Here is a 15853-nt window from a genome sequence, read left to right as displayed (position 1 = left end):
AAGCCTACTGCCCTTCGACTCATTGCCGCGGACCGCATCCCAGAGCAGACTAGGGCTAGGTACAGACGAGCTAAGGATCCGCCATGTTAGCCTCAGCCGACCGTGTTCGTGAGGAGCAGCGCTTGCTCTGGGATGAGTTCTCGGCGGGCTGGAAGAAATGGGACGCGGAACTGCTCGGCTGGCAGGCCCCGTTTGGCGACGCCCTCCGCCAGGAGCTCCGGCTCCGCCCCGACTCAGTGGTGCTGGACGTCGCGGCAGGCACGGGGGAGCCCGGCCTTAACGTGGCCGCGCAGGTGCCGGAAGGCCGTGTGGTCCTGACTGACATTTCGGCCGGAATGCTCCGGGTGGCCGAGGAGAAGGCATCGGCCCGGCGCCTGAACAACCTGGACTTTCAAGTGTGCGATTCGGCCGCCCTGCCGTTCCGCAACAACACATTCGACGCCGTGTACAGCCACTTCGGCTTGATGTTCTTCCCGGTGATGTCCGCGGCCATGGCAGAGATGGCGCGCACCGCGAGGCCGGGCGCCCGGGTGGGCGCCGTCGTCTGGGGACGCGCGGCGGCAAACCCCTGGGCCAGCCTGATCCTGGGCACAATTGCCCGGCACCGGGAACTGCCCATTCCGCCCGCCGGGACTCCCGGGCTGTTCCGCTGCGCACCCACTGGGTTCATGACCCGGATGTTCAAGGAGGCCGGGCTCGCCGAGGTGGCCGAGCACCAGGTCAGCACCGACCTGGTGCACGAATCCCCGGAGAGCTACTGGGAGTTCATGACCGACATCGCGACCACCGTGGCGATGGGCCTGGCCAAGGCGGACGCGGAGTCGCGGACCCTGATCCGCTCGGATGTGTTCGCTCTGCTGGGCCGCTACGAGCACGACGGCGCGATCCGGCTCCGGTCCACCGCCACCGTGGTGGCGGGGACCAAGGTGTAGCCGGCTGGCGTCCCGGGCCCGTTTTCGCGGCGTTTTCGGACAGGGGCTGCGGTTTCGGACGGGCGCGCCGGGGATCCGCGCTGCACGGGTCCGATTTCGTAGCGAATTCCCGGGACAGTGGCGGGATGATCAGCGCCCACAGGCTGGGAGCGGCTGCCGGGGAACGCCGGCGTCCGCCAGGGGCGCGGAGAATGTTCCGGGATTGGCCAGCTCCGACCACGTCCAACGGATCACCCGGCGGCCGGTGGCACGAATCCGGTCCTCCCGGCGTTTCTCGTCGGTGAGGGCCTCGGCTGGGGTCCGGCCCCGGAGGTACTCCGCGTTGCGGTACTTCACGAGGCCGTCGAACTCTCCGCAAAGCTGATCATCGGGCCAGTCAAAGTCAGTGAACGCCACCAGCCCCCGGGCATCACGAACTTCGACCTGGAGGAGCGGGATCCGGAAGCCGAGCCGGTACATCAGAGCGCGGCTCACCGATTCTCCAGGGGAGCCGGATGCAGGATCAGCAAACTGCAGGGCGGTCCGGATCCGCCGGGCCGCGGCTGCCGTGTAGTTGCCGCCAATGCCGGCGTCGAGTTCCCCGCGGCTGAGCGGTGCCAGGTTGCCAGGCCGCGGCCCCAGGACATGGTCGAATACTGCGACGCCCTGCTCAAACGATTCGAAGGCGGCCAGGTCCAGTGCTGTCCGGACACGGTCTGTGACCAGGAGCCCGTGACGTTCCTCGATCTGCACCGAGCCCAAATCGACCAGATGCCGGCGGACCCCGGCGCGCGAGCGCCCGCCGCCGCCGTCGGACGTGCAGGCATGCACCAGATGGCTGTGGCCCAGAACCGGCATGTCCCACAGCACAGCGGAGGACTGGCGGCAGAAGACGGTCCGGCTCCGCAATGTGGAAGCAGCCGCCCGGATGAGGACCCGATTCCTGTCCCACGGCGGCAGCGCCTCCCACTCGTGGGCCCGGACGTACACGCCCTGCCTTATGCGCCGGAGCTGCCCGGCTTTCGCCTGCCGTGCAAGGCCCCGTGCGTCCTGGCCGAGGCGCGCGAGGTCGCTGCTGAGAATCAGTCGGGGTAGGTCCATGCCCCGATGGTGGCCCGCGCTGCGGGGCCGGACAACCACCTGCGGGGCGGATGTGGAAAACTACTCCGCTGCGGCTTCGGACCGGCGCGCAGCTATGGGAACCGCGCGCCGCGGATCCGTGCTGCATCTGTCCGATTCCGCCGCGGTGGTCCGAATCCGCCCCGAGAACGCCGCGAGAACGCCGTGGAGCGGTGCGTCGTCAGACGCCCAGCGCTTCCTTCAGCGACGCCACGTGGCCCTGGGCCTTGACCTGGTACTGCGCCAGTTTGACCTTGCCCTCGGGGTCCAGCACCACGGTGGAGCGGACGATGCCCTCCGTGACCTCGCCGTGGACCAGCTTCTCGCCCCACGCGCCGTAGGCGAGGGCCACGGCGTGGTCCTCGTCGGCCAGGAGCGGGAAGGTCAGGGCGAAGTCGCCGGTGAAATGGGCCAGGGCATCGGGGGCGTCGGGGGAGATGCCCAGGACCTCGTAGCCGGAGCCCTGCAGGGACGCGAGGTTGTCGCGGAAATCGCACGCCTCGGTGGTGCAGCCGGGGGTTGCCGCCTGCGGGTAGAAGTACACAATGACGTTCTTGCCGCGGTAGTCGGCCAGGGCAACCGGCTTGCCTTCGGCGTCAGGCAGGGTGAAATCCGGGGCCGGGGTGCCCGGCTGAAGCTTGACGGTCATGTTTGCGCTCATGATGATCCTTCGGGGGTGGACAACGGGTCTGTGATGCACAACATCGTGGACCGAGGCTGTATTCCGCCGCCTGGGTCTGGCAAGGACCCGTCCGGGGCGGCTTTGGCAGGCTTGGGGCCGACAGCTTTTTCATAGCTCCGGCATAGCTGCCGTAGCTAGATTGAAGTCATTATGGAACAGCGAAATCCACAGCAGCGACGATTTGGATTCGGGCGCACTTCCGGCCGCGGGCGCGTCGAGTGACCGTCCGGCCACGGGCCTTGATGGGTGCGGTCTGTGCAGCAGTGCTCGCGGTCGTCCTGGCCGCAGGTATCTATTCCTTTGCGCAAGCCCGCTTGACGGCGGCGAATCCCACGGCGGCGAATCCCACGACGGCGAATCCCACGACGACGTCGGCCGCGCCGTCTGCCGCGACGACGGCTGAGGCCGGTGCTTCGCCGTCAGCCAGTCTCAATCCGGCGGTCCCGGCGGTCCCGGCGTCGAGCGCGGTGGACGCTGCCCTGGACGCGCGCATCCAGGCCATTCTCGCTGCCAACAGCCAGTACCAGATCGGCGTGGCGCTGATCGGCCTCTCCCAGGGCGCCGGTACCGCGGACGTCCACGAATACGGTGTCCGGGAGAAATTCGTGGCCGCGAGCACAGCCAAAGTCCTGGCCGCGGCGGCCTACTACCACTTGGTCGAAACCGGGGCGGCCAGCCTCGATGACCCTTTGGGGAGCTACACCGCCGGATTCCAGCTCCGGGAGATGATCCAGCAGAGCGACAATGACTCGTGGTCGCTGATCATGGACGCAGTGGGCCACGAGGAACTGACAGAGTACGCGGCGTCGCTGGGTGTGAGCTATGACCCGGAAACCAACACGCTGACACCGGCGGAAATGGCGACGATCCTGGCGGGGGTCTACTCCGGGACGCTCCTGAACGCCGGGGACACCGCCGAGCTGTTGTCCTATATGCAGGACACCAACTACGAAACGCTCATTCCCGCCGCCGTTCCGGAAGGGATCACGGTCTTCCACAAGTACGGGCTCCTGGGCGGTGAGCTGCACGACGCCGGCATCCTCGCTCGGGACGGCACCGCATACGCGCTGGTGATCTACACCAAGGGCCAGGACCTGAGCGACGTCCCGGAACGCACTGAAGTGATCCATCAGCTGACGCAGGCGGTGGCGGGCGCCCTCTTCTAGGCCGTTTCAAGCCCGCGCATGTCCGGGTCCGCCCGCATGGCGTCCGAGCCCCTAGATGCCAAGCTCCTCCCGCAGCGCCCGCACGTGGCCCTGCGGACTGACATGGTATTGCGCCAGGACCACGTTGCCATCGGGACCGACAACCACGGTGGACCGGACCGTGCCTTCGCGGACCTCGCCGTCCATCAGCTTCTCGCCCCAGGCGCCGTACGCGAGGGCCACAGCGTGGTCTTCGTCCGCGAGAAGGGGGAACGTGAGCGCATGTTCCGCGGCAAAGGCGGACAGGGCCTCCCGGGCGTCGGGTGAGATGCCAAGGACCTCGAAGCCTGCGCCGTGGAGGGCAGCGAGGCTGTCTCGGAAGTCGCAAGCCTCGGTGGTGCACCCGGGAGTGGCTGCGCGGGGGTAGAAGTAGATGATGACGCTTTTGCCGCGATAATCGGCCAGGGAGATCCGGCGGCCCGCAGCATCTGGCAGCGTGAACCCGGGTGCTGGATCTTCGCTGTGCAGCTTAGTGATGGCGTGCAGCTTGGTGGTGACGGTGGATTGCATGCAGTTCCTTCGATCGAGGGTCGGGATGGTTGTGGCAGCGGAGCTCAGATGCTGTATTCCGCTGGTCCGCGGACCGTCGCCCGCGGACCGGGGACGAAGCGGTAGCCGCCGCTGCGGACGGTGACGACGGCGTGCCGGCAGCCCTTGAGTTTCCGGCGCAACCGGCCGACGTACACGTCGATGGACCGGGTTGCCGCGCCCGGGGTGTCGAACGCGTCGAGGCAAAGTTGCAGCTCCTGCCGGCTTACCGTGCGGGAGCAGTTCTGCACGAGACATCTCAGAAGCGTGAACTCCAGATCCGTCAGGGGCACCCGCTCTCCATCCAGCCTGGCGTCTCCGGCCGCGAGGTCGACGGCGAGCCGGCTGATGCTGCCGGGGACGGGCTCCAGGCCCGCCCCGCCGGTGTCCCCGGCGGGATCTGCTGTTCCCGCCGGGGTGCCGTCGTCTCCGGGGGACCGGACGACGGCGGATGTTGCGGCTCCGGCGGCGGGCCTAAAGTGGACTTCCGCCTCCGGGGCACATCTGAGGGCGCGGCCGAGCACGAGTTCGGCCGCGCGGGCCAGGCACACCGGGTCAACGTCGGCGTCGTCCGGCACCGTGACCCAGACCGCCAGTCCCTTCGCGGTGAGGCCGGCCTGCCGTGCCTGCCCGTTATGCCGGGCCCGTCCGTGAACGGCGGGCGGGGTGCCGGCCACGGCCGCCTGGCTCACACGCCGCCGCGGCGGATCAGCTTGCCGGTCGGGGTCCGGCCGTCGATCAGGGTGCCGCGGAGGTAGGTCTGCCGGACGACGCCGGAAAGCGCCTTGCCGTCATACGGGGTGATGGGGTTCTTGTGCTTGAGCTTGGAGACATCCACAACGAAAGCCTCGTCCGGGGCAAATACGGCGAGGTCGGCGTCGTATCCCGGCGCCAGTTGGCCTTTATTGCCCAGGCCGGCGAGTTGGGCCGGCTTTGCCGCCATCCACGAGAGAACCTGCTCGAGCGGGATGCCGCGGTGTCGGGCCTCGGTCCAGATCAGCGACAGGCCCAACTGCAGCGAGGAGACGCCGCCCCAGGCCACGGCGAAGTCACCGTTTTCCAAGTCCTTCAGGTCCAGGGTGGACGGGGAGTGGTCCGAGACGATGCAGTCGATGGTGCCGTCCTGCAGGCCGGCCCACAGCAGTTCGCGGTTGGAGGCTTCGCGGATCGGCGGGCAGCACTTGTAGGCTGTGGCGCCGTTCGGGATTTCCTCGGCCGTCAGCGTCAGGTAGTGCGGGCACGTTTCCACGGTGAGGCGAACGCCGTCGCGCTTGGCGGTGGCGATCATGGGGAGCGCGTCGGAGGAGGAAAGGTGCAGGATGTGGGCGCGGGCTCCGGTCCAGCGGGCCCGTTCGATGACCTCGGCGACGGCCTTGTTCTCGGCCCCGCGCGGGCGGGAGGCCAGGAACGTGGAGTAGTGGTCGCCGCCGGGGTGGGGCGCGTGGTCGATCGCGTGGGAGTCCTCGGCGTGGACGATCATGAGCGAGTCGAAGGACTTGAGCTCGGCCATGTCCTGTTCCATTTCGTCCGCTTCCAAGTGCGGGAACTCGTCCACGCCGGAGTGCAGCAGGAAGCATTTGAAGCCGAAAACGCCCTCGTCGTGCAGCGGCCGCAGTTCGTTCTTGTTGCCCGGGACGGCTCCGCCCCAGAAGCCGACGTCCACGAACACCTGGTCCCCGGCCACCTCCCGCTTGAGTTTCAGGGCCTCCACGGTAGTGGTGGGCGGGATGCTGTTCAACGGCATGTCAATGATGGTGGTGACGCCGCCGGCCGCTGCCGCCCGGGTGGCGGACGCGAATCCCTCCCACTCGGTCCGGCCGGGCTCATTGACGTGCACGTGGGTGTCCACGAGGCCCGGCAGGAGGGTCTCGTCGTCGGCGAGTTCAATGACTTCACGGCCGGAGAGGCCTTTGCCCAGCGGCTCGATCGCGACAATCACGCCGCCGCGGATGCCGACTTCCCGGGCGGCGATGCCGGCGGTGGTCAGCACCCGCTGCCCGCGGAAGACGACGTCGTAGGTTTCTTCAGACACTGAGGGTCTCCTTTCCCGGAGCACTGTCCAGGGCGCGGGCGCCCTGCGCGGAGTGCGCCACGTTGGCCAATTGCTCGCCGAGTTGCCGTCCGAGGCGCTCCAGCAGCGCCGCGGCGTCGGTTATACATGTGTCTACATTGCTTTCCAGCTCCGTCAAAGCGTGGACTGCGAGGAACCCGGAACTGCTGATCTGCTCCGGGGTCAGGACGGACCGGCCGCACACCGCGACCACCGGAACCTTGGCGCGGCGCGCCGCCCGGGCAACGCCCACCGGAGTCTTGCCCAGCAGGGTCTGTTCGTCGAGGCTGCCTTCGCCGGTGATCACCAGATCCGCGCCGGCCAGCCGCTCGGCCAGCCCGGTGAATTCGAGGACGACGTCGATGCCGGGCCGGCGGGTCGCGGCCAGTACCGCGATGGCTGCGTAGCCCACGCCGCCGGCAGCTCCGGCACCCGGAGCGTCCGCAGCCTTCCGCGCGCGGGGCCCGATTTCGGCGCAGAGCACGTCCACAAAGCGGGCCAGGGCGGCGTCGAGGGCTGCTACGTCCTCGGGGTCGGCGCCCTTCTGCGGACCGAAGATCGCAGCGGCGCCTTGGGCACCAAGCAACGGGTTGTCGACGTCGCTGGCGAGTACGAAGCGTGCGCCGTCCAGGCGGGAATCGAAGCCGGAGAAGTCGATCCAGTCCAGCCGGGCCAGGGCCGCACCGCCGGGCGGAAGTTCGTTGCCGTCGGCATCGAGGAGCTTGGCACCGAGTCCCTGCAGGACCCCCGCGCCCCCGTCGGTGTTGGCGCTGCCGCCGACGCCCAGGATGATCTGCCGGCACCCGGCGTCGAGCGCGGCCCGGATCAGTTCGCCGGTTCCCTTGCTGCTGGCGCCATTGGCGGAGGCGGAATCAGGGCGGCCGCCCCTGCCGCCGGGCAGGACGGCGAGGCCGGACGCGGCGGCCATCTCGATGACCGCCTCGCGTCCGCGGACCGCGAACTCCGCCCGGATCGGCGCGCCGGTGGGGCCGCTGACGACGGCGCTGCGGCGGGTGAAGCCGGAGCCGACGGCGGCATCGAGGGTGCCCTCGCCGCCGTCGGCCACGGGAATCCGCAGTACCTCCAGATTGCCACCGCAAGCCCTCTGCAGCCCTGCTTCGAGGTGCCGGGCGACGTCCGGGGCCGAGAGCGATCCCTTGAACTTGTCCGGCGCTATGACGACGCGCATCTCAGGCCTGCAGGGCCAGAATGGCGGTGGGGGCGTCCTCGGCGGTCTCGGCCAGGGCCTCGAACTCGTTGACGGCGTTGATTTCGGTGCCCATGGAGATGTTCGTGATCTTCTCCAGGATGACTTCCACCACCACCGGAACCCTGAACTCGCCCAGGAGCGCCTTGGCCTTGTCGAACGCGGCAGGCAGGTCCTCCGGGTTTTCCACCCGGATCGCCTTGCAGCCCAGGCCCTCGGCCACCTTAATGTGGTCCACGCCGTAGCCGCTTGCGGTTGCAGAGAGATCCGTGGAGTTGATGTTCTCGAACGCCAGGGACACGTTCTGTTCCATGTTGAAGCCGCGCTGGGACTGCCGGATCAGGCCGAGGTAGGAGTTGTTGACCACAACGTGGATGTACGGCAGGTTGAATTGCGCGCCCACGGCCAGTTCCTCGATCATGAACTGGAAGTCGTAGTCGCCGGAGAGGGCAACCACGGTCTGGTCCGGCTTGCCCCGGACCACGCCCAGCGCGGCGGGGGCGGTCCAGCCCAGCGGGCCTGCCTGTCCGGCGTTGATCCATTTGCGCGGGCCGAACACGTGCAGCATCTGGGCGCCGGCGATCTGCGACAGTCCGATGGTGGACACGTACGTGGTGTCCTTGCCGAATGCTTTGTTCATTTCCTCGTACACGCGCTGCGGCTTGATCGGCACGTTGTCGAAGTGGGTCTTGCGGTGCAGTGTGGCTTTGCGCCCGGAACATTCGTCAACCCAGGCGGTGTAGTCCGGCAGGGACCCGGCGTCCCGGCGTTCCCGGGCCAGCTCCAGCAGCCCATCCAGGGCGGCGCCGGCGTCGGAGGCGATGCCGAAGTCCGGGGAGAACACGCGGCCGATCTGGGTCGGCTCGATGTCGATGTGCACGAACGTGCGGCCGGCGGTGTAGGTGTCCAGGCCGCCGGTGTGGCGGTTGGCCCAGCGGTTGCCGATGCCGATCACGAAGTCGCTGCGCAGGAAGTTCTCGTTGCCGTACCGGTGGCTGGTCTGCAGGCCCACCATGCCGGCCATGAGTTCGTGGTCATCCGGGATCGCGCCCCAGCCCATCAGGGTGGGGATCACGGGGACGCCCAGCAGCTCGGCCAGTTCCACGAGCTGGGCCGAGGCTCCGGCATTGATGATGCCGCCGCCGGCCACGATGAGCGGGCGCTCGCCTGCGGTGAGCATGTCGAGTGCCCTTTCCAGTTGCTTCCGGCTGGCCCTGGGCTTCTCCACGGGCAGGGGCTCATAGGTGTCGATATCGAATTCGATCTCGGCCATCTGCACGTCGATCGGCAGGTCCAGCAGGACCGGGCCCGGCCGGCCTGAGCGCATGAGCTGGAAAGCTTTCTGGAAGGCTCCGGGAACCTGGCCGGGTTCAAGGATGGTCATGGCCAACTTGGTGACCGGCTTGGCGATGGACTCGATGTCCACGGCCTGGAAGTCCTCCTTGTGCAGCTTGGCCACGGGTGCCTGGCCGGTGATGCAGAGCATCGGGATGGAATCGGCCCACGCCGCGTACAGGCCGGTGATCATGTCCGTGCCCGCGGGGCCCGAGGTGCCGATGCAGATGCCGATGTTGCCGTCCTTGGCCCGGCTGTAGCCGTCGGCCATGTGGCTGGCGCCTTCAACGTGGCGGGCCAGGGTGTGGCGGATGCCGCCGTGGGCCCTCATGGCCGAATAGAACGGGTTGATCGCCGCGCCTGGCAGGCCGAACGCCTCGGTGGCGCCCTCCTTTTCCAGGATGGCGACGGCTGCGTCTACAGTGCGCATCTTCGTCATGGTGTGCTCCTTGAAGGTCTGTTTTTGGGTGTGCTGAAGGGAAGCCCGGCGAATCGTCGCGGGCACCTCTTGTTGGGGGGAGGGCGGGCCGCCGTCGTAAATCTCGACGCCGGCCGGTGCGTTCGTGTCGAAGTGCCCCTTGACGGGGCGGCAGCGCCGCTTAGTTGCGGCCGCTGAGCTTCAGGACCTGCTTGAAAAGGCCCGAGTGGTCCAGTCCGCCGTCGCCCTGGTTGACGGTGGCGGCGACGAGCTGCGCGACGATGGCGCCGAGGGGGACGGCGACATTGGCCTCGCGGGCCGCGGAGGTGACGATGCCGAGGTCCTTGTGGTGCAGGGCCAGGCGGAAACCGGGGTCGAAGTTGCGGTCCAGCATCTTCTGGCCCTTCTGCTCCAGGACCTTGGAGCCGGCCAGGCCGCCGCCGAGGACCTTGAGGGCGGCGTCCGTGTCCACGCCGTAAGCCTCGAGGAAGGCGATCGCCTCGCCAAGGACTTCAATGTTGACGGCCACGATCAGCTGGTTGGCTGCCTTGACGGTCTGGCCGGCGCCGGAGGGCCCCACGTGGACGATGGTCTTGCCGACGGCGGCCAGGACATCCCGTGCCGCCTCGAAGTCGGCGGCGTCACCGCCCACCATGATGGAGAGCGCGGCGTCGATGGCGCCTTGTTCGCCGCCGGAGACCGGGGCGTCGAGGGGACGGATCCCGGCGGCCCGGGCGTCGTCGGCGAGGCGTTTGGCGACGTCGGGGCGGATGCTGCTGGCATCAACCCACAGGGCGCCCGGCTTGGCGTTGTCGAACACGCCGTCGGGACCGCTGACCACGCCTTCGACGTCGGGGGAGTCCGGCACCATGGTGATGACCACGTCGGCGTCCCTGACGGCCTCCGCGATGCTCGCGGCACCCTTGCCGCCTTCGGAGACGAGCTTGTCGGTCTTGTCCTGGCTGCGGTTGAAGCCCGTGACCGCGTGGCCGGCCTTGACGAGGTTGATGGCCATGGGCAGTCCCATGATACCGAGGCCGATGACTGCGATGTTGCTCATTGTGGTTCTCTTTCTGAAGTCTTTGTGTTCGATGTAGCGCGGGTGTGCTTCTTTGCCACGGCGGGCAGTGGGCCCACGCCCGCCGGGTTCCCTGGCCGAGCTTGCGAGGTTAGGGAGCGGGTGGGGATTACTGCGGGACGCGCTGGCGGATGGCCCAGCTGAATGCGGTCTCCGCGGGTTCCTTGTATTCGAGGCCGATGTAGCCCTCGTAGCCGAGTGCGCGGCTGCGGGCGATCCATTCGCCGAGGGGAAGCTGCCCGGTTCCGGGAGCCCCGCGGCCGGGGTTGTCGGCGATCTGGATGTGGCCGAAGTCCTTGGCATGCTTTTCGATGACGGCGGCGACGTCGTCACCGTTCACGGCCAGGTGGTAGAAGTCCGCGAGGAGCTTGACGTTCCCGGCGCCGGATTCCTGCTTGACCCGGGCGATCACATCGAGGGCATCCTGTGCCTTGAGCAGGGGGTACCGGGGGGCGCCGCTGACGGGTTCCAGGAGGACCGTACCGCCGATGCGGGCCACGCCGGCAGCCGCCGTCGCGAGATTTTCGGCGCCAATGGCGTCCTGCTGCTCAGCGGATTCGCCGTCAATGCGGTTGCCGTAGAGGGCGTTGAAGGCCTTGCAGCCGAGGCGCTCACCGATGCCGGCGACGACGTCGATGTTGTCCTGGAATTCGGTGGAGCGCGCGGGCCAGGAGACCAGGCCGCGGTCGCCGCCGGGCATGTCGCCCGCGTTGAAGTTCAGGCCCGTCAGCTGCACGCCGGCGTCGGTAATGGCGTTCTCAAACCGGGCAACCTCGACGTCGGTGGGGACGGAGGTCTCGAAGGGCCACCAGAATTCTACGGCGTCAAAACCGGCGGCCTTCGCGGCGGCGGGGCGTTCCCAGAGGGGGAGCTCCGTCAGGAGGATGGAGCAGTTCACGGTGTACGTCATTGTGGGTTCCTTCCGGTGTGGGCGGGAGCTGGATCCCGGGCACCTTTGCCTTGCAGATCCTTGCTTGTTTTCCGCTTTGTGGAATTAAGATTCTGCTTTATGAAAAGTGTAGGGAAGGTTGGGCCGGGGAGTCAAGGGGTGAGCGAATGGGGGTGTGGCTGCGGGGTGAGGCGCGAGGGACCCCGATATTCTTGCCCCGGCACCTCGGAGCGCGGGAGCCTACGGTATTTCAGGTTCCGGCAGTTCAGGGCGCGCGGGCAGCAGATGCGGCGAAATTCCCTACCGCTTCGTTGGGTCCTTGCGGATGCCCAGGCCCACGAGTGCGCCGACCCCGAGGCCGATCAGCAGGCCCGTGAATGGCTTGTCGACGGTGGTGACTCCGATGGCGAAGCCGAGGGCCGCGCCAAGGAGCATTCCGATCCACAGGGATTCGTACTTCACAGCCTCAGGCTAGCAAGCATCGCCCGGGCCGCAAGGGCTCCGGGCTGGGTGACCAGATGTGGTGCCGAGGCGCGGCCGGCGGAACCACGGAGGAGTCCGCCCCGTCAGGCGGGGCGGACTCCACTACGTGGATCGGTTTTGGTGGATCGGTATGGGTGGATCGGTATTGGTGGATCGGTCTTAGGTCAGGCGGATCTGGCGGTTGACGTCCTTGTACAGCAGGTACCGGAAGTTGCCCGGACCGCCGGCGTAGCACGCCTGGGGGCAGAAGGCACGCAGCCACATGAAGTCGCCGGCCTCCACCTCCACCCAGTCGTCATTGAGCCGGTAGACGGCTTTGCCTTCCAGCACGAAGAGGCCGTGCTCCATGACGTGGGTTTCCGCGAAGGGGATGGAGGCGCCGGGCTTGAGGGTGACGATGTTGACGTGCATGTCGTGGGCGAGGTCCTCCGGGTCCACGAAACGCGTGGTGGCCCAGGCCCCGTCGGTGTCCGGCATCGCCCGCGGTGCGACGTCCTGGTCGCGGGTTACAAAGGATTTCGCCGTGTAGCCGTCCAGCGGCTCGTAGGCCTTCCGGATCCACTGGAAACTGGCGATCTCCCCGGACTCGTTCGCCACGGACCATTGGGCCCCCGCGGCGAGGTAGGCGTAGCCGCCCTCGCCCAGCCTGTGGATTTCCCCTTCGAGGGTCAGTGCCAGGGCGCCCTTGGTCAGGAAGATGACGCCTTCGACGCCGGCCTCCGGCTCGGGCTTTTCCGAGCCTCCGCCCGGTCCCACCTCGACGATCAGCTGCGAGAACGTCGTGGCAAAACCGGCGATGGGCCGGGCCAGGATCCAGGAGCGGGTGTTGGTCCAGCCGGGCAGTTTGCTCGTGACGATGTCCCGGAGCACGCCCTTCGGAATGACGGTGTAGGCCTCCTTGACCACGGCCCGGTCGGAGAGGATCTGGGTCTGCGGCGGAAGCCCGCCTTCGGGGTAGAAATAGTTGCTCATGGGTGCGTTCCTTTTGCGGAGGGAGTGGAGGTGTTGGCCGGCCGGGGGTGGGCCAGCGCGGTGAGTTCGGGGAGCCCGACGCCGGCCAGCGCCAGGACTTCTTCGGTGCCGACGGCGCCGCACTGGACGCCGCGAAGCACGAAGGCTGCCAGAGCCCGTGCGGTGGCGGGTTCATCCAGAACGCCGCCGGCGGTTTGGTCCACGTAATTGCGGAGCCGGGCAGCGGCGGCCGGGAGCCCTTGCCGGTAGAAGGCGTAGGTCGCGGCGAACCGGCTGGGCAGCTGGGCGGGGTGGAGGTCCCAGCCCTGGTAGTAGCCGCGTTCCAGCGAGCGGCGGACCAGCCGGCCGTGGAGCTGCCAGGCCTGCTCCACGTTCCCGCCCACCGGGATGATGTTGGTGGAGCCGTCGGAGAGCCGGATCCCGGTGCCGGCCGCGGCAAGCTGCATGACTTCCTTGGCAAAGTCCGCCACGGGATGTTCCATGGACTGGTATTCGGCGGAGATCTGCAGCGATGCTGAGTAGTCGTAGGTGCCGTAGTGCAGCCCGCTGATCCGGCCGGGCACCGCGTGCGGCAGGCGCGCCACCGGCGAGGTTCCGTCCGGGCCCAGGATGAGCTGCGGCGTTTCCACCTGAACCTCAAAGCGGAGCCGGCCCGCGGGGAGCGAGTGGACTTCCTCGAGCCGGGACACGGCGAAGGCCATGGCCTCCACCTGCGCCACCGTGGTGACCTTGGGCAGGGTGAGGACGAGCCCGTCCGGCAGTTCGCCGGCCGTGGCCAGCTGCGAGACGAAGAGATCCAGGGTCCGCAGACCCCGGGCGCGGGTGGCAGCCTCGAAGCACTTGAAGCGGATCCCGATGAACGGCGGCGCGGTACCGGCGGCGACGGCGGCGGCCACGGCGGATGCCGCGGCGATAGCGGCGGCGTCCTCGGCGTCGTCGCCCCGGTCCCCGAACCCGTCCTCAAAGTCCAGGCGGAGGTCCTCGATCGGCTCGCGTGAGAGCTTGGCCCGGACCCGCGGCGCGACGGCGGCGGCCAGTTCGGTTTCCTGGCCCTGCAGCGCGCACAGGCTTTCGACGCCGCCGCGGGCGTCCACCGCGGCGAGGCCCTGGGCGCCCCAGTCCGCGGCGAACTCCGGGCTGAAGCGGTCGGCCGGAACGTAGACGGTGTGCACCGGCTGGCGGGAGCCGTCGTCGCCCGGGTAGCTGCGCTCCAGCAGCCGGTCGGTGTCGGCGAGCTGCGCATCGATCCGGGCGAGGTCGGCCCCGGAGAGGGCCGGCGTCACCGGACCCTGACGCTGCAGATGGCTGCGTGGTTGCGGCCTGGCGCTGGCGGAGGTGGCTGCCATGCCTCAGCCCACCAGCTCGTACGCCGGCGTGGTGAGGAAGTCCGTGTAGTCCTCGGACAGGCAGATGTCGCCGATGAGCTTGCTGGCGGGCAGGTAGTGCTTCACGAAAGCGTCCTCGCCCACCTCGCCCCGGAGCTTCTCGGTTTCCTCGGCCAGGATCCCGGATACCAGCTCGCGGGTGACGGTCCGGCCAGTGTCGGCGAGCACAGAGTGGTTGCGGATCTGCTGCCAGACCTGGGACCGCGAGATTTCCGCCGTCGCCGCGTCCTCCATGAGGTTGTGGATGGCGACCGCGCCGTTGCCCGAAATCCACACCGCTGTGTAGGCGACGGCAACGTAGAGGTTCAGGCGCATGCCTGCCTCGGTGACCGTGCCACGGGCGGAGGCGACGTCCAGGAGCTGGTCCGCGGTGACCGAGACTTCCGGGCGCTGCCTGTCCAGCTGGTTCGGCCGCTCGCCCAGGACGGCGTCGAAGACGTCCCGGCAGACCGGCACCAGGTCCGGGTGGGCCACCCAGGAACCGTCAAAGCCGTCGTTCGCCTCACGGGTCTTGTCCGCGCGCACTTTCTCGAACGCCTGGGCTGTCACCTCGGGTTCGCGGCGGTTGGGAATGACGGCCGCCATGCCGCCCATGGCGAAGGCGCCGCGGTGGTGGCAGGTCTTGACCAGCAGTTCGGTGTAGGCGCGCATAAACGGCGCGGTCATAGCCACGGTGGCGCGGTCCGGCAGCACAAAGCGCGAGCCGGCGTCACGGAAGTACTTGATGATGCTGAACAGGTAGTCCCAGCGGCCGGCGTTCAGGCCTGAGGCGTGGTCGCGGAGTTCGTAGAGGATCTCGTCCATTTCGAATGCTGCGGGGATGGTCTCGATCAGGACGGTCGCGCGGATGGTGCCTTGCGGAATGCCGAGGTAGTCCTGGGCGAAGACGAAGACCTCGTTCCACAGCCGGGCCTCGAGGTGGCTCTCCATCTTGGGCAGGTAATAGTACGGGCCATGGCCATTCTTCAGCAGCTGCCTGGCGGTGTGGAAGAAGTGCAGGCCGAAGTCCACCAGGGCGCCCACGGTGTGTTCGCCGTCGATCAGCAGGTGGCGCTCTGCCATGTGCCAGCCGCGCGGGCGGGCGACAACGACGGCCAGCGGGGCATCGGTCCGGAGCGTATATTCCTTGCCCTCGGGGGACGTGTAGGCCAGGGTTCCCGCCGCGGCGTCGCGGAGGTTCACGATTGATTCGACCACGTTGGACCAGGTGGGAGTGCTGGCGTCCTCGAGGTCCGCGAGCCAGACCTTGGCCCCGGAGTTCAGGGCATTAATGGCCATCTTGGCCGGTGCGGCCGGACCCGTCATTTCCACCCGGCGGTCCTGCAGGGCTGTCGGGGCCGGGGCCACCGTCCAGTCGCCTTCACGGATATCACGGGTTTCCGGCAGGAAATCGAGCCGGCCGGTGCGGGCCACCTCGTCGCGTTTGACCGCGCGGGCCTTGAGCAAATCCGCGCGGGTGGCGGCGAAACGCTGGTGCAATTGCTCAATGAAGGCCAGCGCCTCGGGTGTGAGGATCTCCTCCGCGCGGTCAACGGGGCGGCGGGCTGAAATGGTGAGGGCCATTGTGGTCCTTCCTGGTCGGTGAAGCAGG

16 protein-coding genes are annotated in these 15853 nt (G+C 68.3%); 2 read left to right on the top strand and 14 right to left on the bottom strand.

Going from position 1 to position 15853, the window contains the following annotated elements; all coding sequences use genetic code 11:
• The first annotated feature begins 83 nt into the window (after positions 1-83).
• Entirely contained in the window at positions 84-932 is an 849-nt protein-coding gene (locus AC1D1A_RS12540) for a class I SAM-dependent methyltransferase (RefSeq protein ID WP_476947845.1), read from the top strand.
• Between the two features lie 129 nt (positions 933-1061).
• Here AC1D1A_RS12540 and AC1D1A_RS12535 read toward each other — a convergent pair whose 3' ends face one another.
• The 3 genes from AC1D1A_RS12535 to AC1D1A_RS12525 form a co-directional block, all read right to left on the bottom strand.
• Complete coding sequence (locus tag AC1D1A_RS12535; RefSeq protein ID WP_476947844.1) at positions 1062-2012, bottom strand: hypothetical protein; 951 nt, start codon at positions 2010-2012, stop codon at positions 1062-1064.
• Positions 2013-2211: 199 nt separating this feature from the next.
• A complete protein-coding gene (gene bcp / locus AC1D1A_RS12530; RefSeq protein WP_223913421.1) occupies positions 2212-2691 on the bottom strand; it encodes a thioredoxin-dependent thiol peroxidase in 480 nt (159 codons plus the stop codon).
• 313 nt (positions 2692-3004) lie between these two features.
• On the bottom strand, positions 3005-3205 hold the full coding sequence (locus AC1D1A_RS12525; RefSeq protein WP_476947843.1) for a hypothetical protein: 201 nt from the start codon (positions 3203-3205) through the stop codon (positions 3005-3007).
• Between AC1D1A_RS12525 and AC1D1A_RS12520 the strand changes: the two genes are divergently transcribed.
• Positions 3180-3878, top strand: a complete 699-nt coding sequence (locus tag AC1D1A_RS12520; RefSeq protein ID WP_476947842.1) for a serine hydrolase — start codon at positions 3180-3182, stop codon at positions 3876-3878. The genes AC1D1A_RS12525 and AC1D1A_RS12520 overlap by 26 nt on opposite strands.
• Positions 3879-3929: 51 nt before the next feature.
• On the opposite strand, the gene AC1D1A_RS12515 is transcribed toward AC1D1A_RS12520, so the two are convergent.
• From AC1D1A_RS12515 to aceB, 11 genes are all read right to left on the bottom strand, one after another.
• Positions 3930-4427, bottom strand: a complete 498-nt coding sequence (locus tag AC1D1A_RS12515) for a peroxiredoxin (protein ID WP_476873683.1) — start codon at positions 4425-4427, stop codon at positions 3930-3932.
• Positions 4428-4471: 44 nt separating this feature from the next.
• On the bottom strand, positions 4472-5137 hold the full coding sequence (locus AC1D1A_RS12510; protein ID WP_476947841.1) for a winged helix-turn-helix domain-containing protein: 666 nt from the start codon (positions 5135-5137) through the stop codon (positions 4472-4474).
• The gene (gene allB / locus AC1D1A_RS12505; RefSeq protein ID WP_476947840.1) at positions 5134-6477 is read right to left on the bottom strand and encodes an allantoinase AllB; all 1344 of its coding nucleotides are present in this window, start codon (positions 6475-6477) and stop codon (positions 5134-5136) included. Before allB ends, AC1D1A_RS12510 begins: the two co-directional genes overlap by 4 nt.
• Entirely contained in the window at positions 6470-7684 is a 1215-nt protein-coding gene (locus AC1D1A_RS12500) for a glycerate kinase (RefSeq protein ID WP_476931607.1), read from the bottom strand. The genes allB and AC1D1A_RS12500 overlap by 8 nt, the downstream gene beginning before the upstream one ends.
• 1 nt (position 7685) lies before the next feature.
• Positions 7686-9476, bottom strand: coding sequence for a glyoxylate carboligase (gene gcl, locus AC1D1A_RS12495; RefSeq protein WP_476947839.1), 1791 nt, complete (start codon positions 9474-9476; stop codon positions 7686-7688).
• Positions 9477-9636: 160 nt separating this feature from the next.
• A complete protein-coding gene (locus AC1D1A_RS12490) occupies positions 9637-10548 on the bottom strand; it encodes a 2-hydroxy-3-oxopropionate reductase (RefSeq protein WP_290370298.1) in 912 nt (303 codons plus the stop codon).
• 94 nt (positions 10549-10642) lie between these two features.
• Positions 10643-11443, bottom strand: coding sequence for a hydroxypyruvate isomerase family protein (locus AC1D1A_RS12485; protein ID WP_476860188.1), 801 nt, complete (start codon positions 11441-11443; stop codon positions 10643-10645).
• A gap of 279 nt (positions 11444-11722) precedes the next feature.
• Positions 11723-11884: a glycine zipper domain-containing protein gene (locus tag AC1D1A_RS12480; RefSeq protein ID WP_162159054.1), complete on the bottom strand. Its 162-nt coding sequence runs from the start codon at positions 11882-11884 to the stop codon at positions 11723-11725.
• Between the two features lie 180 nt (positions 11885-12064).
• Positions 12065-12877, bottom strand: a complete 813-nt coding sequence (locus tag AC1D1A_RS12475) for a bifunctional allantoicase/(S)-ureidoglycine aminohydrolase (protein ID WP_028275486.1) — start codon at positions 12875-12877, stop codon at positions 12065-12067.
• Complete coding sequence (locus tag AC1D1A_RS12470; protein ID WP_476947912.1) at positions 12874-14160, bottom strand: DUF6986 family protein; 1287 nt, start codon at positions 14158-14160, stop codon at positions 12874-12876. Before AC1D1A_RS12470 ends, AC1D1A_RS12475 begins: the two co-directional genes overlap by 4 nt.
• Positions 14161-14226: 66 nt before the next feature.
• The gene (gene aceB, locus AC1D1A_RS12465; RefSeq protein ID WP_476887148.1) at positions 14227-15825 is read right to left on the bottom strand and encodes a malate synthase A; all 1599 of its coding nucleotides are present in this window, start codon (positions 15823-15825) and stop codon (positions 14227-14229) included.
• Positions 15826-15853: the final 28 nt, after the last annotated feature.

The organism is Arthrobacter sp. P1_B9 (assembly GCF_056406495.1).
The sequence above is the reverse complement of the archived record's forward strand: the minus strand, read 5'-3'. Positions and strand labels throughout refer to the sequence as shown.